This window comes from Methylobacterium sp. J-059 (genome assembly GCF_022829485.1).
GTDB lineage: Bacteria > Pseudomonadota > Alphaproteobacteria > Rhizobiales > Beijerinckiaceae > Methylobacterium.
This window is the reverse complement of record NZ_JAKSYA010000032.1, coordinates 68,579-93,492: the sequence shown is the minus strand read 5'-3', so window position 1 is coordinate 93,492 and position 24,914 is coordinate 68,579. Positions and strand designations below refer to the sequence as shown.

20 protein-coding genes are annotated in these 24,914 nt (G+C 69.9%); 11 read left to right on the top strand and 9 right to left on the bottom strand.

The genetic code is table 11. The features are described from left to right. Positions 1-4 precede the first annotated feature (4 nt). Together MKK55_RS02300 and MKK55_RS02295 are read left to right on the top strand one after the other, a co-directional pair. Positions 5-1,063, top strand: a complete 1,059-nt coding sequence (locus MKK55_RS02300) for a helix-turn-helix domain-containing protein (RefSeq protein ID WP_243933066.1) — start codon at positions 5-7, stop codon at positions 1,061-1,063. 85 nt (positions 1,064-1,148) lie between these two features. Further along, positions 1,149-2,399, top strand: a complete 1,251-nt coding sequence (locus MKK55_RS02295; RefSeq protein WP_243933064.1) for an MFS transporter — start codon at positions 1,149-1,151, stop codon at positions 2,397-2,399. On the opposite strand, the gene MKK55_RS02290 is transcribed toward MKK55_RS02295, so the two are convergent. The 3 genes from MKK55_RS02290 to MKK55_RS02280 form a co-directional block, all read right to left on the bottom strand. Continuing rightward, positions 2,400-3,452 (bottom strand): HD-GYP domain-containing protein, encoded by a 1,053-nt coding sequence (locus MKK55_RS02290; protein ID WP_243933062.1) that lies wholly within the window; start codon positions 3,450-3,452, stop codon positions 2,400-2,402. Positions 3,453-3,636: 184 nt separating this feature from the next. Continuing rightward, positions 3,637-3,786 carry a hypothetical protein gene (locus tag MKK55_RS02285; RefSeq protein ID WP_243933061.1) on the bottom strand — a complete coding sequence of 50 codons (150 nt, stop codon included), beginning with the start codon at positions 3,784-3,786 and terminating at the stop codon, positions 3,637-3,639. A gap of 159 nt (positions 3,787-3,945) precedes the next feature. Next, a complete protein-coding gene (locus MKK55_RS02280; protein ID WP_147726394.1) occupies positions 3,946-4,638 on the bottom strand; it encodes a GntR family transcriptional regulator in 693 nt (230 codons plus the stop codon). A gap of 654 nt (positions 4,639-5,292) precedes the next feature. On the opposite strand from MKK55_RS02280, the gene oxlT reads away from it, so the two are divergent. Then, positions 5,293-6,558 carry an oxalate/formate MFS antiporter gene (oxlT, locus tag MKK55_RS02275; RefSeq protein WP_243933060.1) on the top strand — a complete coding sequence of 422 codons (1,266 nt, stop codon included), beginning with the start codon at positions 5,293-5,295 and terminating at the stop codon, positions 6,556-6,558. Positions 6,559-6,662: 104 nt separating this feature from the next. Then, positions 6,663-7,313 (top strand): class II aldolase/adducin family protein, encoded by a 651-nt coding sequence (locus MKK55_RS02270; protein WP_243933059.1) that lies wholly within the window; start codon positions 6,663-6,665, stop codon positions 7,311-7,313. A gap of 53 nt (positions 7,314-7,366) precedes the next feature. Here the strand turns inward: MKK55_RS02270 and MKK55_RS02265 are convergent, their stop codons facing one another. Both MKK55_RS02265 and frc read right to left on the bottom strand, forming a co-directional pair. Continuing rightward, the gene (locus tag MKK55_RS02265; protein ID WP_243933058.1) at positions 7,367-8,299 is read right to left on the bottom strand and encodes a methionyl-tRNA formyltransferase; all 933 of its coding nucleotides are present in this window, start codon (positions 8,297-8,299) and stop codon (positions 7,367-7,369) included. 190 nt (positions 8,300-8,489) lie between these two features. Further along, on the bottom strand, positions 8,490-9,767 hold the full coding sequence (gene frc, locus MKK55_RS02260; RefSeq protein WP_147726390.1) for a formyl-CoA transferase: 1,278 nt from the start codon (positions 9,765-9,767) through the stop codon (positions 8,490-8,492). 550 nt (positions 9,768-10,317) lie between these two features. Between frc and MKK55_RS02255 the strand changes: the two genes are divergently transcribed. From MKK55_RS02255 to MKK55_RS02235, 5 genes are all read left to right on the top strand, one after another. Next, positions 10,318-10,512 (top strand): hypothetical protein, encoded by a 195-nt coding sequence (locus MKK55_RS02255; RefSeq protein ID WP_147726389.1) that lies wholly within the window; start codon positions 10,318-10,320, stop codon positions 10,510-10,512. A 159-nt stretch (positions 10,513-10,671) separates the two neighbouring features. Continuing rightward, the gene (locus MKK55_RS02250) at positions 10,672-10,938 is read left to right on the top strand and encodes a hypothetical protein (RefSeq protein ID WP_147726388.1); all 267 of its coding nucleotides are present in this window, start codon (positions 10,672-10,674) and stop codon (positions 10,936-10,938) included. A gap of 22 nt (positions 10,939-10,960) precedes the next feature. Continuing rightward, positions 10,961-12,799: a zeta toxin family protein gene (locus MKK55_RS02245; RefSeq protein WP_243933057.1), complete on the top strand. Its 1,839-nt coding sequence runs from the start codon at positions 10,961-10,963 to the stop codon at positions 12,797-12,799. A 325-nt stretch (positions 12,800-13,124) separates the two neighbouring features. Continuing rightward, positions 13,125-15,485, top strand: a complete 2,361-nt coding sequence (locus MKK55_RS02240; RefSeq protein WP_243933056.1) for a TonB-dependent siderophore receptor — start codon at positions 13,125-13,127, stop codon at positions 15,483-15,485. Between the two features lie 11 nt (positions 15,486-15,496). Further along, positions 15,497-17,065: a PepSY-associated TM helix domain-containing protein gene (locus MKK55_RS02235; protein WP_243933055.1), complete on the top strand. Its 1,569-nt coding sequence runs from the start codon at positions 15,497-15,499 to the stop codon at positions 17,063-17,065. Positions 17,066-17,123: 58 nt separating this feature from the next. Here the strand turns inward: MKK55_RS02235 and murI are convergent, their stop codons facing one another. Next, a complete protein-coding gene (gene murI, locus MKK55_RS02230; protein ID WP_243933053.1) occupies positions 17,124-18,002 on the bottom strand; it encodes a glutamate racemase in 879 nt (292 codons plus the stop codon). Between the two features lie 255 nt (positions 18,003-18,257). Between murI and egtB the strand changes: the two genes are divergently transcribed. Both egtB and egtD read left to right on the top strand, forming a co-directional pair. Then, entirely contained in the window at positions 18,258-19,520 is a 1,263-nt protein-coding gene (egtB, locus tag MKK55_RS02225; protein ID WP_243933051.1) for an ergothioneine biosynthesis protein EgtB, read from the top strand. 23 nt (positions 19,521-19,543) lie between these two features. Continuing rightward, the gene (gene egtD, locus MKK55_RS02220) at positions 19,544-20,518 is read left to right on the top strand and encodes an L-histidine N(alpha)-methyltransferase (protein ID WP_243933049.1); all 975 of its coding nucleotides are present in this window, start codon (positions 19,544-19,546) and stop codon (positions 20,516-20,518) included. A gap of 108 nt (positions 20,519-20,626) precedes the next feature. Here egtD and MKK55_RS02215 read toward each other — a convergent pair whose 3' ends face one another. The 3 genes from MKK55_RS02215 to clpA all read right to left on the bottom strand — a co-directional run bounded on the left by MKK55_RS02215 (position 20,627) and on the right by clpA (position 24,891). Then, positions 20,627-21,934, bottom strand: coding sequence for a flavin monoamine oxidase family protein (locus tag MKK55_RS02215; RefSeq protein ID WP_243933047.1), 1,308 nt, complete (start codon positions 21,932-21,934; stop codon positions 20,627-20,629). A gap of 46 nt (positions 21,935-21,980) precedes the next feature. After that, positions 21,981-22,253 (bottom strand): hypothetical protein, encoded by a 273-nt coding sequence (locus MKK55_RS02210; protein WP_147727263.1) that lies wholly within the window; start codon positions 22,251-22,253, stop codon positions 21,981-21,983. Between the two features lie 157 nt (positions 22,254-22,410). After that, positions 22,411-24,891: an ATP-dependent Clp protease ATP-binding subunit ClpA gene (clpA, locus tag MKK55_RS02205; protein WP_243933046.1), complete on the bottom strand. Its 2,481-nt coding sequence runs from the start codon at positions 24,889-24,891 to the stop codon at positions 22,411-22,413. Positions 24,892-24,914 lie beyond the last annotated feature (23 nt).

The following is a 24,914-nucleotide window of genomic DNA, read 5'->3' as shown; positions in this document are numbered from 1 at the left end:
AATAATGAACAAGGAGTCGGCCCGCGCGTCGAACGTCATCGCCGGCCGAACCGTGACGCTGCAATCCTTCACCTTCGCTGCGCAGGAGCCTGACGCCCCCGACGGGTTCGGCGCCTATCACGATCTCTATGCCCACGGCTCCAACGTGGCCTTGGCGGGCGAGCGGTTCTACGCCCGCTTCCAGGCCCATCGCTTCCCGCGCATGGTGGTGTTCGACCGGTTCCTGCACGGCTTGGTGCACAGCCGCGACGCGACGCGGGTGCGCCGCGACGGCTTCGATCACGTCAACCTCCATCTCCTGCTCGCCGGCACGCTGTGGGGCGGTGTGCCCGGCGACGAGGGGCGGGTCGCGCCGGGCGAGATCCTGCTGTTCGATACGACGCGACCGCAATCGAGCCGGGCCGAGCACGCGCACGTCGTCACCATCGCGCTCGCGCGCGATCAGGTCGAGGGTCCGCTGCGCGCGTTCCGTGCCTTCCATGGCGCGGTGCTTCCGGAAGCATCCGCCGGATTGCTCGCGGACCTGATGGTCTCGCTCGCGCGCAGGGGTGCCGCGGTCGACCCGCAGGCCGCGGCCGGGGCGGGGCGTGCGCTCGCGATACTGCTGGCGGGGGCGCTGGGCGACCGGTCGGTCGCCGGCCTCGACGCGGACATGGACGAGCAGTCGATGCGTCTCAGGCGCGAGCGCGCCGAGACCTTCATCGCCGCGCGCCTGTCGGACCCGGCCCTCGACGCCGAGACGATCGCGCGCGGGATCGGCGTCTCCCGCAGCATCCTGTATCGCTCGTTCTCGGGCGAGGGCGGCGTCGCGAACGTCCTGCGGCTTCGGCGGCTCGAGAGCCTGCGCGCCTGCCTGAGGCGGCCGACCGAGACCCGCTCGATCGCGGCCCTGGCCTTCGCCTGCGGCTTCGGCAGCGAAAGTCATTGCAACCGCGCGTTTCACGCGGCATTCGGGCAACCGCCGGGCCAGTTCCGTGCCGATCTGCAGCGGGCGCGCGCCTCCCGGGCGAGGACCGCCGAAGACCGGTCGCAGCTCGCCGCGTGGCTTTGTGAACTCTACTGATCCGGGCGTCCCGCACAGATCCGTCCGTTCGCCCGCCCCCTTGCCGACCGCGGATCGCAGCGCAGGACGTTCGGGCCGGCCGCTGATGCTGCTCCTGGCCTCGACGCAGCTCTTCGCCTTCAGCGACCGCTTCCTGATCACGGTCATCGCCACGCCGCTCAAGCACGACCTGATGCTGAGCGACGCCGAGATCGGCCTGCTCCAGGGCTCCGCCTTCGCGCTGCTCTACGCAGGGGCGCTGCCCGGGTTCGGCGCGGTCGCCGATCGCGGGCACCGGCGGATGGTGCTGCTGGCATCCCTCGTCACCTGGACGATCGCGACGATCGCCTGCGGGCTGTCCGGTTCCTTCGCCGCGCTGTTCGCGAGCCGCCTGCTCCTCGGGCTCGGGCAGTCGGGGATCACCCCGGCGGCCCTGTCCCTCCTGGCGGTCAGGATCGAGCGCGCGCAGCTCGGGCGCGGCATCTCGCTCCTGACCGCCGGCGGGACGCTCGGGCGAAGTCTCGCCTTCCTCGTCGGCGGCGCGACCCTCGGCTGGCTCTCGGGATGCGCCGGGATCGCGATCCCCGGGTTCGGCACGCTGGCACCCTGGCAGGCCCTGTTCGTGCTGGCGGCCCTGCCGAACCTCGTGCTGTTGGCCCTCATCTGGTGCATCGCCGAACCTTCGCAGCCCGTCGTGCCGGTCGCCCGCCCGAAATGGTCGCGCGTCGTCGGATGGATGATCCGCCGGCGCGGCGCCTACCTGCCGCATGCCGCGGCGGCGACCGCCGCGATCCTGATGGGCCAGACGCTGACGGCTTGGGCGCCGACCTTCTACGTGCGCACCCACGGCGTCACGCCGGCCGAGAGCGGCCTGGTCCTCGGTCTCGTGGTTCTGGTCACCGCACCGATCGGGCACGTCGTCGGCGGGATCGTGCTCGACCGGGTTCGGCGCACCAATCCGCGGGCCGCGCCGCTGATGCTGGGCCTCGGCCTCCTCTTCGCGCTCCCCGCCACCGCGACGATGGCTCTGGCGCCGGGCCTCGGGCCGTCCCTGGCGGGGTTCGCCGCCCTCGTCGTCGCCCTCGGCTTCTGCAGCCCCCCGGGGTTGGCCGGCATCCAGTTCCTGACGCCGGTCGCGTTGCGGGGCCGGGTCAGCGGCGTGTTCATCGCCTTCGTGACCCTCGTGGCTCTGGGCGCAGGGCCGGCGCTGCTCGGCCTCCTGAACGACCGGGTGTTCGGCACCGACGGGATCGGGCGGGCGTTCGTCGCGCTGTACGCGGTGGTCGGAGGCCTCGGCGTCGTCTTCGCCCTGATGGCGGCCCGGCGGGATTCCGGCCGGCGGCGCCGGCGGGCCTGATCAGGCGGCGGCCATCGCCCGGCCGAGCGCCACGGGCGCGAAGGCCCGCATCAGCGCGCCGTCGAGATGGCCCTTCATCCTGTCCATCGTCGCCAGCGCCTCGGGCGCCGCGATCGGATCGCGGTAGGTCCTGCGCTCGGTGAGGGCCGAGAACACGTCGCAGATCGCGACGATGCGCACGAGATCGGTGATCGCGCCGTCCTGCAGGCCGGCCGGATATCCGGTGCCGTCCATCTTCTCGTGATGGTGGCGCACCACCTCGACGATCTCCGGCTCGAAACCGCCCTGCGCGACCAGCAGCCCGGCGCCGATCTCCGGGTGCCGCCGCATCAGGCGCATCTCCTCCGGCGTCAGCCGGCCGGGCTTGTTCAGGATCTCGACCGGGATGCGCGCCTTGCCGATGTCGTGCAGCAGTGCGGCCTTGGTGAGGCGATGCTGGTCGGCACGCGACAGGCCGACCAGCGCGCCGAACGCTGCGGCGTAGCCGGCCACGCCGAGCGTATGCTGGTAGACGCCGGCATCGTGCCGCCAGACGGTGGCGAGCCAGTCGCCGATCCCGGCCTCGGACACCGCCGCGAGGACGAGGTCGGTGCCGCAGTCGATCTCAGCCTGCTGGAACCCGGCTCCGAGCGCCGCCGAATCGAAGATCTCCGTGACGATCCCGGTGGCGGCCGCGCTGCGCGCCTCGAGACGCCGCGTCCGGTTCGCCCCGACCTCGATCATCGCGAAGACGCCGGCGAGGATCGTCTCGCGCGCGGCCGTCGCGGGCAGGCTTCTCACGATCGGCGAGGAGGAGGTACGCTGCGGGCCGCCGCGGCGCAGCACCAGCGTCGGGATCCAGGGCGTCTTGGCGAGGATGGCGTCGGCGATCGGCGGTGCGAGATCGAGCACCACCAGGGCGGGGCGTCCGCCGCCGAGCGGCCAGGCGGCCGCCGTGCGGCACGGCATCACCAGATCGATCCCGCGCGCCAGCGGGCGCCGCAGGTCGGCATGATCGGTGATCAGGAGGACGAAGGCGTCCTCCGCGGCCGGGAACTGGGCGCCCTGAGCCAATGCCGGAAATCCTCGGTTGTCGTCGTCAACGCTTCGTTGACGATAAACCGAACTTCGTGAGTGAACCGTTTCCGGATATTTCGGCGACTCCACGCTAATGCCCGATTCGGCGTCGGCGTTCACCTCGTCCGTAAGCGGGCAGAGTGCGCAGGTCGCCGGCGCACGGGATGCGCCCGTCGTCGATTCAGGCGACCGTCGCGCCGTGGACGTCGGCGTCGATCGGGCGGGCGCCGCGCGCCTCGGCGCCGTCGGTGAGGAAATCGGCAAGCTTCACGACGAGCAGCACCTGCACGCTGGCGAGGGCGGCGAAGACGGCGAGGAACGAGGTCAGCATGGCGGGATCCGGTTGCGTGTTGCGACGCAATAGATCTCATGCTGCGCTGCATTCTGGTATACCAAACGCCACATGCCAAATATGCGAATCACGCATGCGCTCAGGCTCGGCGGATATGTTCCACCGATCCGGCTCGGAGCCTCCGAACGATCCTTGAGGTCAGTCGAGATAGGCGCCGTAGGCGTCGACGTGGTCGGCGAGGCCGATGCCGTGGTCGCGAACCAGCCGCTCGGCGAGCTCGACGTCGCGCGCCTCCAGCGCGTCGATGATGGCGACGTGCTCGCGAATCGACTTCTCTGCCCGGTCGCCCTGGCGCAAGGCGGTGTTGCGGATGCCGCGCACGTGCATCAGCAGGTTGCTCGACAGCTCCGAGATCATCGCGCATTGCCCGAGCGAGATGATCTTCTGATGGAAGCGGATGTTGGCGTCGGAGTACTCGTCGATGTGCTCGGCCGGGCGGCCGTCGTAGAATTCGGGGAAGGCCTCGCGCAGCGAGCGCAGCTCGGCGTCCGAGGCGCGGGTGCAGGCGAGCCGGGCGGCCATGCTCTCGAGCGCCGCCCAGGCATGGATCATCCCGACGATCTCTTTCTTGGTCTTCTTGATCACGAACACGCCACGCCGGGCCTCGGAGCGGACGAAGCCCTCCTGCTCCAGCACCGTCAGCGCCTCGCGCACCGGCGTCCGGCTGACGCCCAGATCCTGCGACAGCTTGCGCTCGTCGAGACGGACCTCGTCGGGGCGCCCGTAGATGTCCATGTTGGTGATGAAGGTCTTCAACGCCTCGTAGGCCAAGGTCCGCAGGCTCGAACTGACCACGATCGGCTTGATGCTGAGCGACTCGGAGTTCGACATGCCGTACCCGTCGGTCCGCGTTCTTCGGTTTGTGTTCGACGCGCGACCGACCGCCGAAGTAACCCAAACCTCGGCGCCAGCCTAGATGGCACCCGTGCGCTCCACACAGGCACCGCTCGGCGCGTCGTGGGCGGGACCAAGGCGGCTCGGCGTCAGGATCGTCAAAGCACCGCCCGACCGCGTGCACGTCCGATCCTACTCGGTAATCCCGGCGAAATTTCTGTATTTTTATTCCACTCTCGTTGACAGGTTCCGCGAGGATGACGCACGATATTTCTGGCATACCGTAGACCAGAGATCGGCCGGCTGAGGCGCTGACTTTTTCTTGTTGCGGTGCCAAAAGTTTTTCCGAGATGAGCCGTGCAATTGAAGCTGCATCGGAAGCCGGAACGCGGCATCAGGATCATGCCGACATTGCGGTTCGCGCGTGAACGACGGTGTTCGCGCGACGACATCGAGGATTGAAGGGCGTCGGCGTTGCGGCGCGCCGTCTGACGGCCGGCTCGGACGCCGGCCGCCACACGACGACGCTGCGGTCAACGCAGACGACACGCCACGTGCCGGACAACCGGCCTTACGCGAGACCTCTGGGAGGATGACATGATGCACGAAGAACGGCCGGCGATCGGACGGGTGTCCGACGGATATCGATGGATGCAGCTCGCGCTGGGCGTGATCTGCATGGTGATGATCGCGAACCTCCAGTACGGCTGGACGTTCTTCGTGCCCGACATCCAGAAGAAGTTCGGCTTCGACCGGGCCGCCATCCAGTGGGCGTTCACGCTGTTCGTGCTGTTCGAGACCTGGCTGGTGCCGGTCGAGGGCTGGTTCGTCGACAAGTACGGCCCGCGCGTGGTCGTGCTGTTCGGCGGCCTGCTCTGCGGGATCGGCTGGGTGATCAACTCCTACGCCACCTCGCTCAACATGTTCTATCTCGGTCAGGTCATCGCCGGCATCGGCGCGGGCGCGGTCTACGGCACCTGCGTCGGCAGCGCGCTCAAGTGGTTCCCGGACAAGCGGGGCCTGGCCGCGGGCATCACCGCCGCGGGCTTCGGCGCCGGCTCGGCCTTCACCGTCGCCCCGATCCAGTGGATGATCGCCGAGAACGGTTTCCAGGCCGCCTTCCTGTGGTTCGGCCTCGGCCAGGGCCTCGTCGTCTGCCTGCTGGCGTTCTTCCTGGTCTCGCCGAAGAAGGGTCAGGTGCCGGAGGCCGCCGTGAACGCCAACGTGATCCAGACCCGGCGCAACTACGCGCCCGGCGAAGTCGCAAGGCAACCGATCTTCTGGCTGATGTACTTCATGTTCGTCATCGTCGGCGCCGGCGGCCTGATGATCACCGCCAACCTGAAGCCGATCGCCGCCGACATCGGCGTCGACAAGATCCCGGTGACGATCCTCGGCGTGACCATGGTGGCGATCACCTTCGCTGCGACCATCGACCGGGTGCTCAACGGGCTGACGCGGCCGTTCTTCGGCTGGGTCTCGGACAAGATCGGCCGCGAGAACACGATGTTCATCGCCTTCGCAATGGAAGGGTTCGGCATCTACATGCTCTACCTCTGGGGCCACGATCCGCTGTGGTTCGTGCTGCTCTCGGGCTTCGTGTTCTTCGCCTGGGGCGAGATCTACTCGCTCTTCCCCTCGACCTGCACCGACACCTTCGGCTCGAAGTTCGCGGCGACCAATGCCGGCCTGCTCTACACCGCCAAGGGCACGGCGGCCCTGCTGGTGCCGGCGGCGAACTACCTGCAGCAGAGCTCCGGCAGCTGGGACGGCGTGTTCCTGATGGCCGCCGGCGCCAACATCCTGGCCTCGATCCTCGCGATCGCGGTGCTGAAGCCCTGGCGCAAGCGCGTGGTCGCCAACGCGATGCTCGCCGCGCCCGAGGCCACCACCACCCGCGGGGTCGTGGCCGCCTGAGGGCACCACCCCACCGACAGGTCCGAACGCGACGAGGCCCGGCACCGTCTTTACGGTGCCGGGCCTTCGCGCATATCGGGGGGAGGGGAACCGGAGGATTGCGGATGGACGCCGACGAGACCAGGGCGCGGGCGTCGGTGGTGGAGGCCGCGCGCGGCCTCGATGCGCAGGGCCTCAACCGCGGAACCTCGGGCAACGTCTCGCTGCGCTGGCGCGACGGCCTGCTGATCACGCCGTCGGGCATCCCGAGCGGGCGGATGGCCCCGGAGGACGTGGTCTTCCTCCGCATGGACGGCAGCTTCGACCATCCCCTGAGCCCGTCCTCGGAATGGCGCTTCCATCGCGACATCCTGCAGGACAAGCCGGCGGTGAACGCGGTGGTGCACGCGCATCCCGACCACGGCACCGCCTTCGCCATGTGCCGCCAGACGATCCCGGCGGTGCATTACATGATCGCGGCCGTGGGCGGTCCGACGATCCGCTGCTCGGGCTACGCCACCTTCGGCACCGAGGAGCTCTCGCGCCTAGCGCTCGAAGCGCTGGAGAACCGCAACGGCTGCCTGCTCGCCAACCACGGCATGATCGCCACCGGCCCCGACCTCGCCAAGGCGTTGTGGCTCGCGGTCGAGATCGAGACCCTTTGTCGGCAATACGCGATCGCGCTGCAGGTCGGCACGCCGGTGGTGCTGCCCGACGACGAGATCGCGCGCAACATCGAGAAGTTCAGGAGCTACGGGCCTCGGCCGACGGCCTGACGCGATCGACGCGTCGGCCGATCGCCAGCACGCTCGGGTCCACGTTCCGAGGCTCAGCCGCCCAGGATCGTGCCGACGCTCACGCCGGCGCCTTGCGCGAACTCCACCGCCGAGACCTTTTTGCCGCCCTCGGGCTTCACCTTGAAGATCTCGATCTGGCCGCCCTGCGCGGTGACGCGGATCGAGTCGTCGCCGATCGCGATCACCTCGCCGACCTTGCCCTTCACGCCGCCGAGCGTCCGCACCGGGTGCAGGCGGGCATCGAAGATCTGCAGCTTGGCGCCGTTCACCGTGGTCCAGGCGCCGGGCGCGGGGTTGGCGGCGCGGATCAGGTCGTAGATCTGGTTGGCGTGGGCGCCCCAGTTGATCGCCGCCTCGCGGGCGCGGAACCAGCCCTCGTAGCTCGCGGCATCCTCGTCCTGGTCGATCTCGATGTGCCGGCCGGCGACGACGAGGTCGGCCGCCTCCAGCATCGCCGCGACGCCCATCGGGAAAAGGCTGTTGAAGTAGACGTCGCCGAGGGTGTCGTCGGCGCCGATGTCGCAGGTCTTCTGCAGGAGGATCGGGCCCTCGTCGAGGCCGTCGGTCGGGCGGAAGATCGTCAGCCCGGTCTTCGTGTCGCCCTTCGCGATCGGCCAGTTGATCGAGGACGGCCCGCGATACCGCGGCAGCAGCGAGGGATGGTACTGGATCGTGCCGTGCTTCGGGATGGTGACGAAGTCCTGCGGCGCGAACTGCAGCACGTAGGCCATGACGCCAATCTCCGCGTCGAGCCCGCGCATCGCGGCCTCCGCCTCGGAGCTCTTCAGGCTCGGGAACTGGAACACCTGCAGCCCCTGCTCGAGCGCCGCGGTCTTGAGCACGTCGGGCTTAGCGCCCTCCTTCTCGGGCGCGCAGAACACGCCGGCCACCGTGTCGCCGCGCTTCAGGAAGGCCTCCAGCACCGCCTTGCCGAAATCCTGCTGACCGATGAAGGCGATGCGCATGGGATCCTCGTCGTTTCGGTGGGATGGTCCGCTTCGACCCGTTCGTCCAGGAGGATGCCGGATGCACGGGCGACCTCGGCCGCCACGGGATGCTCGCCGTCATCCCGGGCTCTGCGACGCAGCCCCGGGGATGACGGGCGGAGGCGGGTTGGCCCGCTTCCGCCGCGATGGTCGGATGCGATCCGCGGGCCTACTCCGCCGCGATCTTCTCGATCCGGCCGACGGCGCCCGAATGGGCGATCTCGTCGACCTCGGCATCGGTGTACTTGAGGACGCTGCGCAGAATCTCGTCGGTGTGCTCGCCCAGCAGCGGCGAGCGCGTCACCTCGCTCGGGCTCGCCGACAGCTTGATCGGGTTTCCGACGGTCAGGTAGGTGCCGCGCGTCGGGTGCTCGACCTCGACGATCGTGCCGGTCTTGCGCAGCGACTCGTCGGCGGCGATCTCCTTCATCGACAGGATCGGGCCGCAGGGGATGTCGTACTCGTTGAGGATGTCCATCGCCTCGAACTTGTCGTGCTTCATCGTCCAGGCTTCGATGCGCGTGAAGATCTCGTTCAGGTGGGGCAGCCGCGCCTTGGGCGTGGCGTAGCCCGGATCGGTCTTCCAGCCCGGCTCTCCGATGATGTCGCAGATCGGCGCCCAGACCGCGGCCTGGGTGATGAAGTACAGGTACGCGTTGGGATCGTGCTCCCAGCCCTTGCACTTGAGGATGCGGCCGGGCTGGCCGCCGCCGGAATCGTTGCCGGCGCGCGGGGTCGAGTCGCCGAACGGGATGCCCTCGCCGAACTGGCTGTACTCGGTGAGCGGGCCGTGATCGAGGCGCTGCTGGTCGCGCAGCTTGACCCGGCACAGGTTGAGCACGCTGTCCTGCATCGCGCAGTCGACCTTCTGCCCGAGCCCGGTGACCGTGCGGTGGAACAGGGCGGTGACGATGCCCAGCGCGAGATGCAGGCCGGTGCCGGAATCGCCGATCTGGGCGCCGGTCACCATCGGGATGCCGTCGCGGAAGCCGGTGGTGGAGGCCGAGCCGCCGGCGCATTGCGCGACGTTCTCGTAGACCTTGCATTCCTCGTAGCGGCCGGGCCCGAAGCCCTTGACCGAGGCGAGGATCATGCGCGGGTTGGCCTCATGGATCTTCTCCCAGGTCAGGCCCATGCGGGCGAGCGCGCCGGGGGCGAAGTTCTCGACGAGCACGTCGCACTCCTTCACCAGGCGCCAGAGCACCTCCTTGCCCTTCGGCGTCTTCGAATCGAGCGTGATCGAGCGCTTGTTGTGGTTCAGCATGGTGAAATACAGGCTGTCCACGTCGGGCAGGTCCTGGAGCTGGGCGCGGGTCGCGTCGCCGGCGCCGGGACGCTCGACCTTGATCACGTCGGCGCCGAACCACGCGAGCAGCTGCGTGCAGGTCGGGCCGGACTGGACGTGGGTGAAGTCCAGGATTTTGACGCCTTCCAGGGCCTTGCTCATGGTCTGTCTCTGATCTTCTCGAGTCCGGTGGATCGGGATGCCGGCGATGCCGCCCGGCTTCGAAGGTGTCGCGCCGCGATCCCGTCAGGCCTCATGCCTGGCGGGTGCGCTCGCGCATCGTCAAGTCAATAAAAGTCCGGTGCCGGCCAAGCCCGGCTTGCCGCAGGGTCACGCATGCGCCGACCCGATGCGGGGCGTCCGAGCGCGCAGGTCCGGCCGCGGCCGCCCGAAGGCCCTCATCACGCCCGAGGGGCATTGCGACGCTCCATCCCTGTTGCCTTGCCTAACGTCGGCCTTGTCGACCGTTGCCGGCAAGATGACCGAAGATGGAATGGCATGCAATATGCCAAACGAAGGCGTCGGTTGCCCCGATTTCCGCTATGCCGGGCCCACCGATCGGGCGAGCCGACCAAATTTACGATCCGCCTCGACTTGTGCAACCGCAAGATATCGATCCTGAAACCGATCGAATTCCGCATTCACGCGGGCCGATTGTTGTTGTCGGTACAGGCGGCGCAGGGCATCTTGCATCGTCCGACGGATCGACACGATGAATGTTCCCGCCGCCTTGGCGATCCAATCGCTCCCGTTCGCCTGGCTGGCGCTGTCGACGCGCCGGGGCAACGGGGATGCGTTCGCGATCCTCTACCTCGTCGGCCTCGGCCTCGTGTTATCGATGATCGTATGGCTGGGCGACCAGGCGGGCTTCGATCAGGCGATCTCGGCCGCCGGCGAGCTCGATTGATCTGGCGGCCCTCGTCGCAGCATTCATCGCGCAGGCCGACGACGTTCGCGGCTGCCCACCTGCCTTTCCAGCAAGGCACTTGGCACGGGCAGGATACGGGTTCATCCTCCCGGTCAAACGACGCTCGATCAACGAGCGAAGACCAACGGAGGTACGCCCATGCTTTCGAGTTCCCGCCTCATCAAGTCGTCCTGGATCGCCGTCGAGGTCACGCAGGAGCGCGCCGAGCGCGTGCTGGTGGTCGAGACCTACATCGCCGTGAGCCCGCTCGAGCGGAACTACGAGGCGGCCCAGTACGAGAAGGTCGTGGACTGCGTCCGGCACGTGCTCGCGGCGCATCCCGAGATCGACCGGGCCTCGATCCTGAGCATGCATCGCGGCTCCGGCTGCGCCAGCCTGTTCCGGGCCCCGGCCGAGGCGGCCTGAGCCGGACCTGCGTCGTGATGCGATGAGCGCTTCAGCGGCACCGGCCGGCTACGCCCTGCCGGACGACGGCCTCGTCGGGCGCGGGCCGTGGAATCCCGGCATCGAATCGACGCTGCCGCGGCGTTTCCTGCCGCTGACGACCCTGTACCGCCCCGAGAACGTCGCGACGCCCCTCGCCGAGGCGATGGAGCTTTCCGCCTTCTCGGGCCTGCCGATGCCGGAGATCGTCGCCTTCCGGCCGGATCGCCTCGTCGTACACGAGCTGCTGATCCGGGTGATGGCCGACCTCTCGGTCCCCGTCGGCGAGACCTACGGCGATCTCGGCGTCAACTTCCGCGCGATCGTCGCCCACATCCTCGCGACCGCGATCGCGCCGCATGCGGACCGGATCGCCGAGACCCTTCGCGCCGTGGCGGACGAGGCGCGCGCCCGGATCGCCGCGGAACTCGACGCGGCTTTCGCGCCGCCCGCGCCGCCGCCCCCTCCGCCGAGAACCTGGCGGCACGTGCTCGGCCTCGCGGCGCCGCCGGCCCCCGTCGCCGACGACGCGCGATCCCCGGAGGAGCGCGCGCTCGCCCATTGCGCCGCATGGTGCGTCCGCGCCGCGGCCAGCGAAAACGCGCTCGAGCTTGCGGCGAGCGCCGCCCTGCACAAGGTCGCGTCGGGGATCGTCCGGCATCGCGGCAAGCTCGTCGGCGACCGCGCCCTGCTTGCGAACCTCGCGACGACGCTCGTCGCCAACGACGAGGGCAGCCGCCGGATCGGCTGCCTGATCGAGCCGTGGTTCGCCGAGGCCGTGGCGCGGGAGGGCTACGTTCCGGTCCGTGCGCAGGCCGCGCCGATCGTGATGAACGTCAAGGGCGCCTCCGCCTCGGGCAAGAGCACGATGCGTCCGCTCCAGCGGGCGCTGGCCCGGCGGCTCGGCGAATCCTGGTCGGATTTCGCGGTGATCACCCCCGACATCTGGCGCAAGTTCCTGCTCGACTACGATTCGATCGGCGATGCGATCGGCTATGCCGGCACGCTCACGGGCCACGAGGTCGAGATCGTCGACCGCAAGCTCGATCGCTACATGGCGCGCAAGGCCCGCGAGGGGCGGATGTCGCACCTGCTGATCGACCGGTTCCGGTTCGACAGCTTCAACGCGGATTCGCGCACGCAGGACGGCAGCCAGTTGCTGACCCGCTTCGGCCACCGCGTCTTCATGCTGTTCATGATCACGCCGCCCGACGCCACCGTCGAGCGCGCCTGGATCCGCGGGCGGATCTTCGGCCGCTACAAGGCGGTGGACGATCTTCTCGCCCACAACGTCGAGGCGTTCACCGGGATGCCGGAGCTGTTCTTCACCTGGGCGGCCAAGGCCGGCAAGCAGGTGCATTACGAGTTCCTCGACAACAGCGTGCCGCAGGGCGAGCGCCCGCGCACGGTCGCCTTCGGCGAGAACGGCGACCTCACCGTGCTCGATGCCGGCTGCCTCATCGACATCGCGCGCTACACCAAGATCAACATCGACGCGCTCTCGCCGGCGGAGGTCTATCCCGACGCCGCAGCCCTGGCGCCGGAACGGAACACCGGCTTCCTGCGCCAATGCGCCCGGCGGCTGCGCTCGGTCCGCTTCGCCGAGGCCGGCTCGGGCCGGGTCTATGCCCGTTTCGAGGCGGGGCGCCTCGCCTGCCTCGACCGCGCCGCGTTCGACCGCGCCTGCCACGATCCGGAGACCCGCGCGGCGCTCGCGGCCTTCGGCGCCGAACGCCCCGAAGCGGTGCCGGTCTCCGACGTGCCCCCCGAGATCCTGTCGCAGGACCGGACCGAGACGCTCGGCGCCTGGGTCGATCCGAGCCGGATGACGGTCCCGGCCTGACACGATCCTTCGCGGCGTCGCAACCGTGGGGTGTTACCGATCGGTCACAACGGCCGCTCGGTTTTCATCGTGAGTTGTGGCGCGGTGCCGCTGGTCTCCTCCATGGAAACGGTGCCGAAACGGGCTGTTCCCCTAGGGGCGTGATGCTGGCCGCCGCCCGACACCCCGTTCCAGCCTGGAACGTTTCGAAGTTACCCTAGAATGTTTCCATAAGATAGAAATTGTGTTGCCGCGAGAACTTACCGATAACCCGATCACGCCGCCGTGATGCGCAAGTCCACGCGGCGGGTCTCTGCTGTTTCGTGTCGCGTCTAGGGTCGGCAAGATGATTCATTACTGTCCGTCCGACGTGCGGTCCGCGTCCGCACGTCGGTGCCGCAGCGCTCTGATCGTCGCTGTTCTGTCGACGACATGCGCGATTTCGGTCGCGTCCTCCGCCTCGGCCCAGCCCGCGCAGACGACCGACATCGAGCTCGGCGAGCTGAGCGTCACCGGCGAGGGCGCCGCCCGCAGCCTCGGCGGATCGCTCTACGGTCCCGGCGGCGCGTCCGGTGCCGTGCCCGGCTACGTCGCCAGCCGCAGCACCGTCGCCACCAAGACCGACACGCCGATCGTCGAGACGGCGCAGTCGATCTCGGTGATCGGGCGCAAGCAGATCGAGGATCAGAACGCGCTCACCATCAACCAGGCCCTGCGTTACACGCCCGGCGTCACCACCGAGCAGCGCGGCGGCGCCGGCTCGACCCGGCTCGAGCAGTTCCTGATCCGCGGCTTCAACGCGCCGGTCTTCCTCGACGGCATGGCGCTGATCGCCAGCCGCGACGCCAACGCGACGATCGATCCTTACCGCCTCGAGCGGGTCGACGTGATCAAGGGGCCCGCCTCGGTGCTCTACGGGCAGTCGGGGCCGGGCGGCATCGTCAACCTCGTCTCGAAGGTCCCGCAATTCGTCCGCCACGGCGAGGTCTTCGTCCAGGGCGGCGGCTTCAACGAGGTGCGCGGCGGCATCGACGTCGGCGGCCCGATCCAGTCCGAGGTGCCCTGGCTCGCCGACCAGTTCGCCTACCGCCTCGTCGGCGCGGGCTGGAACGGGGACGGCCCGGTGGACACGACGCGGGTCGAGCGCGCCCTGATCAACCCGAGCGTCACCTGGCGGCCCTCCACCGACACCCAGCTGACGATCATCGGCAACTACCAGCGCGATCCGTTCTCCGGCTTCTACGGCGGCTTCCCGGCGGTGGGCACCGTGTTTCCGCGCAACTTCGGCAGCGGCGTGATCGGGCGACTGCCGGTGAACTTCTACGACGGCGACCGCAACATCGAGCGCTCGGACCGGACCCAAGCGTCGATCGAGTACCTCTTCGACCACCGCTTCAACGAGAACCTGCGCTTCCACTCGGCCGGGCGCTACCTGCGGACGCAGGGCGATTACCGCAGCGTCTACAGCGCGTTCAGCCCCCGCAACGGCCCGTTCGCCACCGGCCCGCTGCTGCCGCGCGCCGTCATCGGCAACATCGTCGCGGCCGAAGCCTACACGATGGATTCGAACGTCGTGGCCAACTTCGACACCGGCCCCATCGCCCACACGGCGCTCCTCGGCGTCGACCACCGCACCTTCAGCACGCGCGCCAGCGGGACGCCGTTCCCGAACGCGCCGGACCTAAACGCGCTCGCGCCGAACTACGAAATGAACATCCCGTTCCCGGCCATCAACACGACCTCGCGCGTCGACGCGCAGCAGACCGGCGTCTACTTCCAGGACCAGATGAAGGTCGACGGCCTGATCCTGACTTTGGGCGGCCGCTACGACGTCGCCCGCCAGACCGGCCCGACCCGGTCGTTCACCGCGACGGGAAGCACGCTGACGCTGCAGGACGCGGCCTCCGACGCCTTCACGGGCCGGGCGAGCCTGCTCTACCTGTTCCAGTCCGGCGTCGCGCCGTACGTGTCCTACAGCCAGGCCTTCGAGCCGATCGTCGCCGGCCGGGTGTTCGACACCGCCTTCGGCACCGTCGGGCGCGTGCCCGACCCGCAACTCAGCGACCAGTACGAGGCCGGCATCAAGTACCAGCCGCCGGGCACCGACATCCTCCTCACCGCCGCATTCTTCGACATCCGCCAGTCGAACCGGACGACGGCCGACACCACGCTCGGCCGCCCCACCGGCTTCGTGCTGCAGACCGGCGAGGTCGGCGTGCAGGGCGTCGAGTTCGAGGCGCGGGCGAACCTCACCGAAGGCGTGACCCTGATCGGCGGCTTCTCGCTCCTCGACATCCGCAACGTCCGCGACGACGGCCGGACCGCCAACGACCTCGCGCCCGGCCAGACGGTGCCGCTGCAGGGGCGCCGCCCGGTGCTGGTGCCGGATTCGACCGCCTCGCTTCTGGCGACCTACCGCTTCCTCGACGGGCCGATGCTCGGCCTCGAGGTCGGCGGCGGCGTCCGCTATCTCGGCCCGTCCTGGGGCGACGCGGCCAACACCTTCAAGGTGCCGGAAAGCGTGCTGGTCGACGCCGTGGTCTCCTACGACCTGAAGAACTTCGACCCGACATTGGCCGGCTTCTCGATGCAGCTGAACGCCAACAACCTGCTCGACGACACCTACGTCAGCGGCTGCAACGGCTACACCAGCTGCTATTACGGGCTGCCGCGCACGGTCTACGCCACGCTCCGCTACCGCTGGTAGGACGCGAAACCATGCGCAACGGCTTCCGGCAATCGATGGCGTGGCTGCACGCCTGGTCCGGCCTCGTCGTCGGCTGGGTGCTGTTCTCCGTCTTCGTCACCGGCACGGCGAGCTACTACCGCTCGGAGATCTCGCAATGGATGCGGCCGGAACTGAGGGCCGGGGCTCCGCTGAGCCCGGCCGCCCTCGGGCACGCCGCCGACCTCGCCCGCGCCCATCTCGAGGCGCAGGCGAAGGGCGCGCGCAGCTGGTTCATCACCCTGCCGAGCCCGGACCGGCCGACCCTCGACCTGTTCTGGCGCCGCAAGCCCGGCACCCCGCCGGGCCAGGCGATGCTCGATCCCGCGACCGGCGCCGCGGTCGCCGTCCGCGACACCCGCGGCGGCGACTTCCTCTACCGCTTCCACTTCGAGCTCAGCATGGCGCCGCTCTGGGGCCGCTGGATCGTCGGAATCTGCGCGATGATCATGCTCGTCGCGCTGGTCTCCGGAATCGTCACCCACCGGCGGATCTTCGTCGACCTGTTCACCTTCCGCCGTCACGCCAAGTCGGCGCAGCGCGGCTGGCTCGACGCGCACAACGTGACCGGGGTGCTGGCGCTGCCGTTCCACCTGATGATCACCTATACGGGGATCGTGACGCTGGCGCTGATGTACATGCCCTGGGGCGTCACCACCGCCTATCGCGGCGACGCGCAGGCCTTCTTCGCCGAATCCGGCCAGATCACCGCCGCCCGCCCGCCCGCCGGACGCCCCGCGCCGCTCGCCCCGTTCGGCCCGATGGTCGAGCGCGCGCTCGCGATGAACGCCGAGCCGCTGGAGCGGATCACCGTGCAGAACCCGGGCGACGCCAACGCGACGGTCGTGGCGGTGTTCGAGGAGCCGCATGGCCTGAGGCACCGCCATCCGCAGGTGGCGTTCGACGGCACCAGCGGCGCGGTGATCGAGACCTTGGGCGCGATGAAGCCCGCCGCCGGCACCTTCACCGCGATGGTCGGCCTGCACGAGGCGCATTTCGCCGGGCCGGCCCTGCGCGTGCTGTTCTTCCTCAGCGGCGCGATGGGCGCGGCCATGGTGGCGACCGGGCTGATCCTCTGGACGGTGGCGCGGGTGCCCAAGCCCGGCACCGCGACGCGGGCGCATCTCGGGATGCGGCTGGTGCAGACGCTCAACGTCGGCACCATCGCCGGGCTGCCGATCGCCATCGCCGGCTACTTCCTGGCCAACCGCCTGCTCCCGCTCGGGATGGCGGAGCGCAAGGAGGCCGAGGTGACGGTCTTCTTCGGCGCCTGGATCCTGGCCACGCTGGTGCCGCTGGCCCTGCCGCCGCGAACCGGATGGACCGCGATGCTCGCGACCGCGGCCGCGCTGCTCGCCGCCGTGCCGGTCGTCGGCGGGCTCGCCACCGGGCGCCACCTGCTCGCGAGCCTGCGGGCCGGCGACGCGGCGTTCTACGGGTTCGATCTCGCGCTGCTCGGGCTCGGCGCCGCCTTCGCCTTCGCGGCCTGCAAGGCGGCGGGGCTGCGCCGGCGACCGCTCGCCGAGCGACCGCGGCCCGGCGCCGTGGCGGCCCAGCACTGATCGACGGATTTCTTGCGGTCGCGCGCCCCGCCGGTCTCGCCGGCCGGACGGCGCGGCGCTACTGCAGCGTCAGCGGCATCGGGTCGACGCCGATCGACGGGATGCCGCGCCGGTCGAGCGAGGCGCGCAGCGCATCCGTGAGCGTCGCGCCGCCGGTGAAGGCGCCGAGCACCGGGCCCTCGTCCGAGCGCGCATCGCGCGGGGTGCTGCCGAGGAGCTGCGTCACCCGGCGCGCGATGGCGGGCGCCGGATCGATCCAGGTGACGGGCCAGGGCGCGAGCCGCTCGAAGCGGGTGCGCAGCAGCGGGTAATGGGTGCAGGCGAGGCAGACGACATCGGTGCGCCGGCCGTCCTCGGCCGTGACGAAGCACGGTGCGATCTCGGCGGCGATCGCCGCGTCGTCCACCGGCGTGCCGGCGAGTTCCGCCTCGGCGTAGTTGGCGAGGTTCGCCGAGCCGACCGAGGTCACCGAGCAGGCCTCGGCATAGGTCATGATCAGGTCGCGCGTGTAGGAGCGCGCGACGGTGCCCGGGGTCGCCAGCAGGGTGACGAGGCGTGAGCGGCTGGTCTCGGCCGCCGGCTTGATCGGCGGCACCACGCCGACGAACGGCGTCGGGAAGCGCTGGCGCAGGGCCGGCAACACCAGCGTCGAGGCGGTGTTGCAGGCGATGACGACGAGGTCGGGCCGGTGCGTCGCGATCAGGCGCGCCATCACGTCGAGCACGCGCTGGACCAGGACCGATTCCGAGAGCCGGCCGTAGGGGAAGGCCGCGTCGTCCGCAGCGTAGACGTAGCGCGCGTCGGGCCGGGCTCGGCGCACCTGCTCCAGCACCGTCAGGCCGCCGAGGCCCGAGTCGAACACCAGGATGGTGGGCTCGGGCGCCGCGCGCAAAGCCGCCGCCGACAGGCTCGCTCCGGCCATCAGATCGATCCGCATCAGAACGCGTACCCCAGCATCAGAGCCCCGCAGTCTTAGACGAGAGGGTTAAGGCCATCTCACTGCGGCTGCAAAAAGGCTCGGGGATCGATCAACCGCGTCGAGCGGCCCCGCTCTACACAGACTTGCGGCGCGTCGGCCGGCGTCGGTGAGCCTATTGCGAACTGAATCGTCGCGCTGCCGTTGTCGGCTGCGCCTTCGGCCATATCTCCATCAACCGCGACCGGCGGATCAACGGACGACGGGAGGACCAGCATGGCTGCGACGGCGACACTTCGCGAGACGGACGCGCCCGCTCAGGCCTTCCCGCCGCCGCCCGTCTCCGCCCGGCCGGTGGACCGGGACGCCTGGATCGCCGCCTTCCGCTTCGTCCGTGCCGAGACCGAGCGCCGTGCCGCGCCGCTGTCGCCGGAGGATCAGCAGGTCCAATCGATGGCCGATGCCAGCCCGACCAAGTGGCATCGCGCGCACACGACATGGTTCTTCGAGCAGTTCCTGCTGCGCGAGCACCTGCCGGGCTACCGCATCCATGACGAGCGCCTGCACTACCTCTTCAACTCGTACTATGTCGCCGCCGGCCCACGTCAGCCGCGGGTGATGCGCGGGCTGATCACCCGGCCGACCACCGAGGAGATCGCCGGCTACCGCGCGCACATCGACCGCGCGGTCGAGACGTTGCTGGCGCAGGCCGCGGCGGGCGCGCTCGAGGCGATCCTGCCGATCCTCGAGATCGGGCTGTTCCACGAGCAGCAGCACCAGGAACTGCTGATCACCGACATCCTGCACGCCTTCGCGCAGAACCCGCTGCATCCAGTCTACGACGCCGAATGGCGTTTTCCGAAGGCGGCCAATCGTTCTGGCACGATCGACCTGGCCCACGTCATCCATCAGGTCGGCCATGCCGGCGACGGGTTCTCGTTCGACAACGAGCATCCCCGGCACGACAGCCTGGTCCTGCCCGTGTCGATCGACCGGGCGCTCGTCACGACCGGCGACTGGCTGCGCTTCATGGAGGATGGCGGCTATACCCGCCCCGACCTGTGGTTGTCCGACGGCTGGCTCGCGGCGCAGGCCGAGGGCTGGGAGGCGCCGGGCTACTGGCAGCCGGGCGAGCCGGGCTGGACCTGCATGACGCTCGGCGGCCGGCGCCCGATCGATCCGGCGCAGCCCGTCACCCACGTCAGCTACTACGAGGCGGATGCCTACGCCCGCTGGGCCGGGCGCGACCTGCCGACCGAGTTCGAATGGGAGGTCGCCGCCCGCGACGGCAGACTCGACGACGCGTTCGGCCTCGTCTGGCAATGGACCCGCAGCGCCTACACCGCCTACCCGGGATACCGCCCGCTGCCGGGCGCACTCGGCGAGTACAACGGCAAGTTCATGTCGAACCAGTTCGTGCTGCGCGGCTCGTCGGTGGCGACGCCGGAGGGTCATGCGCGGCTGCCGTACCGCAACTTCTTCTATCCGCATCAGCGCTGGCAATTCACGGGCCTGCGCCTGGCGCAGTCCCGCGCCTGACGTCGCATCCCGGAGTACCGCGCGTGACCATCAAGCCCGTCTTCGCAGACGCGACGCCGCTCGCCCACTTGCCCGACGACCGGGCGTTCCTCGAAGACGTGCTGGCCGGGTTCGCGAAGCCGCAGAAGACCCTGCCGGCGAAGTACTTCTACGACGCCGTCGGGTCCGACCTGTTCGAGCAGATCACGCGGCTGCCGGAATACTACCCGACCCGGACCGAGCTCGGCATCCTCGACATGCGAGGCGCCGAGATCGCCGCCGCCCTGCCGTGCGGCGCCGCGCTGGTGGAGTTCGGCAGCGGCTCGACCGTGAAGGTCCGTCGCCTGCTCCGGCACATGCCGGACCTCGCGGCCTACGTCCCGGTCGACGTGTCGGAGACGTTCCTGCGCAGCGAGGCGGCCGCGCTCCAGGGTGATCATCCCGCCCTGCGCATCGCGCCGATCGCCGCCGACTTCACCCAGCCCTTCGCCCTTCCGCACGACCTCGGCGACGCCCCGCGCGCCGGGTTCTTCCCGGGCTCGACCATCGGCAACTTCGAGCCCGCGGAGGCCGCCCGCCTGCTGCGCCAGTTCGGCGACGTGCTAGGGGAGGGCGCGACGCTCGTTGTCGGCGTCGACCTCGTCAAGGACGCCGCGGTGCTCGAGGCGGCCTACGACGACGCGGCCGGCGTGACCGCTGCGTTCAACCTCAATCTGCTGACCCGGATCGATCGCGACCTGTCCGGCACCTTCGCCGCCGCCGCGTTCGCGCACCGGGCGGTGTTCAACCGCGCGGCCTCGCGGATCGAGATGCATCTCGTGAGCCGCGCCGACCAGACGGTGACGGTGGCCGGACACGCCTTCGCCTTCGCCGAGGGCGAGACGATCCACACCGAGAACAGCTACAAGTACACGCTCGACGGTTTTCGCGCCTTGGCGGCGGAGGCCGGGTGGTCGCCGGTCACGGTGTGGACCGACCCCGAGAGGTTGTTCTCGGTGCATGCCCTGCGCTTGGGATAGGGGGCGGCTCGACGGTTCTCGCGAGAGCGTCGCACGTCACGACCCCCTCTCCCGCATGGGAAAGGGCCTGCACCCCGATCCGCACGCGAGATCCGCGTCCGATCCCCCTCAGCCCAGCATCCGCAGGACGGCCCGCGCGGCGCGTTCGCCGTCGAGGGTCGCGCCGCCGACCGTCATGGCGCCGCCGCCGGCATAGGCTTCGCCGGCGAGGAAGATGCGGTCGCCGATCGCCGCCTGCAGGGCGGTCCGGGCGTCGGCATGGCCGGGATGGGCGATCGCGTAGCTGCCGCGCGCATGCGGATCGGTCCACCAGCCGGCAAGCTTGCCTGCCGTCACGGCGCCGCGCGCCTGCGTGCCGAGGATCGCCACCAGCCGGTCCGTGACCTCGGCGACGGCCGCCGCTTCGCCGAGCTCGCACAGGGCACGGGATCCGTCGCCGCCGATGTTGGCCACCGCGAGCGGTCGGTCGAACGGCGAGACCTCGAAGTAGATCGTCCGGTCCTGGTCGCCGCGGTGCGCCACGGACACTGCGTCCCCCACCGCCTTCAGGTCGATCCGGGCGGGATCGAGCCGGAGGCCGACCTTGCTGTAGGCGCCCATGCCGAGGCCGCCGAGCGCATCCCGCGTCGGGGCCGGCAGGTCCGGCGTGAAGCGGATCGTGCCCGCGGCCAGCACGCCGACCGGAACGGTGAGGATCACCGCCGCGGCGTCGAGCGTGCCGCCGGGGGTCGTCACCCGCACGCCCTCGCCGGTCCAATCGATGGCGGTCGCGGCCGTGCCGAGGGAGACCGGCATCGTCGCGAAGCGGCGCCGGACCAGGCTGCCGTAGCCGTCGAGCCACAGGTCGGTGCCGGACCACAGCCGGTCGTAGTCGAGCACCGAGACGCGCTCGGGCTCCTCGCCGAGCGACAGCCGGGCAAGGCCCGCCGCCGCCTGCGCCATGTCCGGCCCGGCCGCGGCCGCGGCTTCGGCAAGCGACCGGTCGGGGCCGTCCACCGGCTTCAGGGCGGCGTCGAGGCCGGAGAAGGCGGCGCGGCGTCGGTTGCGCTCGGTCACGGTCGCCGGGCGCCCGTCGACGAACAGGATCCGCGCCCAGCCTTCCTGCCCGGCGATCCGCACGTTCTCGCGTTCGGCGACGGCGCGCCAGGGATTGCGCTCGGCCCAGTGAACGTACTCGGCACCGGCATCGAAGGGACAGTCCGGCCCGAGCCCGAACTCGGTATGGGCGCGACCGCCGATGCGGTCGCGCGCCTCGATCACGGTGAAGGGACGCCCGGCCTGCCGCAGGATGTCGGCGGCCGCGAGCCCGGCCGCGCCGGCGCCGACGACGATCACCGGACCGTCGCGACCGGCCGCCCTCACGGCCGGAGCCGCGAGGAGGGCGCCGATCAGCGCGGCGCGACGGGTGAGGGACATGACGGCTCCGTTCGCGCGAGTGCGTGCGGCGACCGGAGCGGCGCGATCAGGCGCGCTTCTCCATCATCGCCTTGACCTGCATCAGCTGGTCCCAGACCTGGCCCGGCGAGGTTCCCATGAACTCGAAGCCGGCATTGATGCCCCAGTAGATCCCGAGGCAGATCAGCGGCACCAGCACCCAGGCCAGGATCTCCTCGCCGCGGCGGCGGCGGGTCCGGCGGCGGCGGCGCTCCTCGCGTCGGGTGACGGGCTTCGGTCGGGCGGGCGCCGCCGTGGGCTGATCGACGGGCAGGAGGGGGCCCTCATGCAGTTCGCTCATCGTCACGCCCGCTCGATCCTTCGCGGCGGCGGTCGGCCGCCGCGTCCATGGTGCAATCGTCCGCGAACCTGAAAGCCGCATTCGCCGTCATGCGCAAGGCCCCGGAGCGCGAGGCGCGCTCCGGGGCCAGGTCGATCGGGCTCACGTCGCTCCGGCGTCAAGCCCGGACGAGGGGGACTTTCGGCACCGTGCGGACGCCGCCGCCACCCGAATTGCCGCCCTTGTCGTCCTTGGGCGTCTTCTTGCGGGCCGCGGCCCGGGGCTTGGCGCGCTTGTGCTTCTTGACCGCGTTGGTCACGTCCGCCTCGGGCTTCGGCACCACGGGGCCGGCTGGGAACTCGAAGCCCAGCGTCTCCTTGCCGCCGGCCTTCGCCTCCGCATCCTCGGGCTTGCGCACGATGACGCGGACCGCGCCGCCGCTCTTCAGCTTGCCGAACAGCACCTCGTCGGCGAGCTGCGTCTTGATGCTCGACTGGATCAGCCGCGCCATCGGGCGGGCGCCCATCGCATCGTCGTAGCCGTGCTCGACCAGCCACGCGCGCGCCTCGTCCGACAGCTCGATCGTGACGTTGCGATCGGCGAGCTGCGCCTCGAGCTGGAGCACGAACTTGTCGACGACCTTGGCCACGACCTCCTTCGGCAGGTGGCCGAACGAGATGATGGCATCGAGCCGGTTGCGGAATTCCGGCGCGAACAGCTTGTTGATCGCCTCGACGTCATCGCCCGTGCGCTTGGCCTGGGTGAAGCCGTAGGCCGACTTCGCGAGGTCGGACGCGCCCGCGTTCGTGGTCATGATGATGATCACGTTGCGGAAATCGACCTGCTTGCCGTTGTGGTCGGTGAGCTTGCCGTGGTCCATCACCTGCAACAGGATGTTGAACAGGTCCGGGTGCGCCTTCTCGATCTCGTCGAGCAGCAGCACGCAGTGCGGGTGCTGGTCGATCCCGTCGGTGAGCAGGCCGCCCTGGTCGAAGCCGACATAGCCGGGCGGTGCGCCGATCAGGCGTGAGACCGTGTGGCGCTCCATGTATTCCGACATGTCGAACCGCAGCATCTCGACGCCGAGCGACGACGCCAGCTGCTTGGCGGCCTCGGTCTTGCCGACGCCGGTCGGTCCCGCGAACAGGTAGGAGCCGATCGGCTTGTCCGGGTCGCGCAGGCCGGCGCGCGCCAGCTTGATCGCCGAGGTCAGCGCATCGATGGCGTTGGGCTGGCCGTAGACGACGCGCTTCAGGTTCTCGGTGAGGTGCTGGAGCACCACCGCGTCGTCCTTCGACACGGTCTTCGGGGGGATGCGCGCCATCGTGGCGATCGTCGCCTCGATCTCCTTGATGCCGATCACGCGCTTGCGGCGCGCCTCCGGCACCAGCATCTGCGACGCGCCGGTCTCGTCGATCACGTCGATCGCCTTGTCGGGCAGCTTGCGGTCGTTGATGTAGCGTGCGGACAGCTCGACCGCGGCCTTCACGGCCTCGGTGGTGAACTTGAGCTTGTGGAACTCCTCGTAATAGGGCCGCAGGCCCTTCACGATCTCGATCGCGTCCGGGATCGACGGCTCGGCGACGTCGATCTTCTGGAAGCGACGCACCAGGGCGCGGTCCTTCTCGAAGTACTGGCGGTACTCCTTGTAGGTGGTCGAGCCGATGCAGCGCAGGGTCCCGGCGGCGAGCGCGGGCTTGAGCAGGTTCGAGGCGTCCATCGCGCCGCCGGAGGTGGCGCCGGCGCCGATCACGGTGTGGATCTCGTCGATGAAGAGCACCGCGTTCGGGTGCGCCTCGATCTCCTTCATCACCTGCTTCAGGCGCTCCTCGAAGTCGCCGCGGTAGCGCGTGCCGGCGAGCAGCGTTCCCATGTCGAGGGAGAACACGGTGGCGTCGGCCAGGACCTCCGGCACCTCCTTCTGCACGATCTTGCGGGCGAGCCCTTCCGCTATCGCGGTCTTGCCGACGCCGGGATCGCCGACCAGCAGCGGGTTGTTCTTCTGCCGGCGGCACAGCACCTGGATCGTGCGCTGGACCTCGCTCTCGCGGCCGATCAGCGGGTCGACCTTGCCGTCGCGAGCCTTCTTGTTGAGGTTGACGCAGTAGGCGTCGAGGGCGTCGCCCTTCTTCTTCGTGCGGTTCTCGCCGTCGTCGCTCGGGCGCTCGTTCGAGCCCTCGTCGTCTGCCCCGCGCACCGGCTTCGCCTCGGAGGCGCCGGGGCGCTTGGCGATGCCGTGGCTGATGTAGTTGACCGCGTCGTAACGGGTCATGTCCTGCTCCTGCAGGAAGTAGGCGGCGTGGCTCTCGCGCTCGGCGAAGATCGCCACCAGCACGTTGGCGCCGGTGACCTCCTCGCGGCCCGAGGACTGCACGTGGATCACCGCGCGCTGGATCACGCGCTGGAAGCCGGCCGTGGGCTTGGCGTCCTGGCGTCCGTCGCCGGTGAGGTTGGAAAGCTCGGTGTCGACGTACTCGACGAGGCTGCGCTTCAGCGTGTCGATCTCGACGTTGCAGGCCCGCATGACGGCGGCGGCGTCCTGGTCGTCGACCAACGCCAGGAGCAGATGCTCCAGCGTGGCGTATTCGTGCCGGCGCTCGCCGGCCAGCGCCAGGGCGCGGTGGAGAGCTTGTTCAAGGCTGCGTGAGAAGCTGGGCAATGCTCGAGCCTTTGTGCTGCGTG

What these genes read in the sequence shown, in the direction of transcription:
- MKK55_RS02215 (WP_243933047.1), bottom strand. Translation starts at nt 21,934, where the DNA reads ATGTCCCTCACCCGTCGCGCCGCGCTGATCGGCGCCCTCCTCGCGGCT.
- MKK55_RS02240 (WP_243933056.1), top strand. Translation starts at nt 13,125, where the DNA reads ATGATTCATTACTGTCCGTCCGACGTGCGGTCCGCGTCCGCACGTCGG.
- MKK55_RS02265 (WP_243933058.1), bottom strand. Translation starts at nt 8,299, where the DNA reads ATGCGCATCGCCTTCATCGGTCAGCAGGATTTCGGCAAGGCGGTGCTG.
- MKK55_RS02250 (WP_147726388.1), top strand. Translation starts at nt 10,672, where the DNA reads ATGCTTTCGAGTTCCCGCCTCATCAAGTCGTCCTGGATCGCCGTCGAG.
- MKK55_RS02255 (WP_147726389.1), top strand. Translation starts at nt 10,318, where the DNA reads ATGAATGTTCCCGCCGCCTTGGCGATCCAATCGCTCCCGTTCGCCTGG.
- MKK55_RS02210 (WP_147727263.1), bottom strand. Translation starts at nt 22,253, where the DNA reads ATGAGCGAACTGCATGAGGGCCCCCTCCTGCCCGTCGATCAGCCCACG.
- oxlT (WP_243933060.1), top strand. Translation starts at nt 5,293, where the DNA reads ATGCAGCTCGCGCTGGGCGTGATCTGCATGGTGATGATCGCGAACCTC.
- egtB (WP_243933051.1), top strand. Translation starts at nt 18,258, where the DNA reads ATGGCTGCGACGGCGACACTTCGCGAGACGGACGCGCCCGCTCAGGCC.
- MKK55_RS02280 (WP_147726394.1), bottom strand. Translation starts at nt 4,638, where the DNA reads ATGTCGAACTCCGAGTCGCTCAGCATCAAGCCGATCGTGGTCAGTTCG.
- MKK55_RS02245 (WP_243933057.1), top strand. Translation starts at nt 10,961, where the DNA reads ATGAGCGCTTCAGCGGCACCGGCCGGCTACGCCCTGCCGGACGACGGC.
- MKK55_RS02270 (WP_243933059.1), top strand. Translation starts at nt 6,663, where the DNA reads ATGGACGCCGACGAGACCAGGGCGCGGGCGTCGGTGGTGGAGGCCGCG.
- MKK55_RS02300 (WP_243933066.1), top strand. Translation starts at nt 5, where the DNA reads ATGAACAAGGAGTCGGCCCGCGCGTCGAACGTCATCGCCGGCCGAACC.
- murI (WP_243933053.1), bottom strand. Translation starts at nt 18,002, where the DNA reads ATGCGGATCGATCTGATGGCCGGAGCGAGCCTGTCGGCGGCGGCTTTG.
- frc (WP_147726390.1), bottom strand. Translation starts at nt 9,767, where the DNA reads ATGAGCAAGGCCCTGGAAGGCGTCAAAATCCTGGACTTCACCCACGTC.
- MKK55_RS02285 (WP_243933061.1), bottom strand. Translation starts at nt 3,786, where the DNA reads ATGCTGACCTCGTTCCTCGCCGTCTTCGCCGCCCTCGCCAGCGTGCAG.
- MKK55_RS02235 (WP_243933055.1), top strand. Translation starts at nt 15,497, where the DNA reads ATGCGCAACGGCTTCCGGCAATCGATGGCGTGGCTGCACGCCTGGTCC.
- MKK55_RS02295 (WP_243933064.1), top strand. Translation starts at nt 1,149, where the DNA reads ATGCTGCTCCTGGCCTCGACGCAGCTCTTCGCCTTCAGCGACCGCTTC.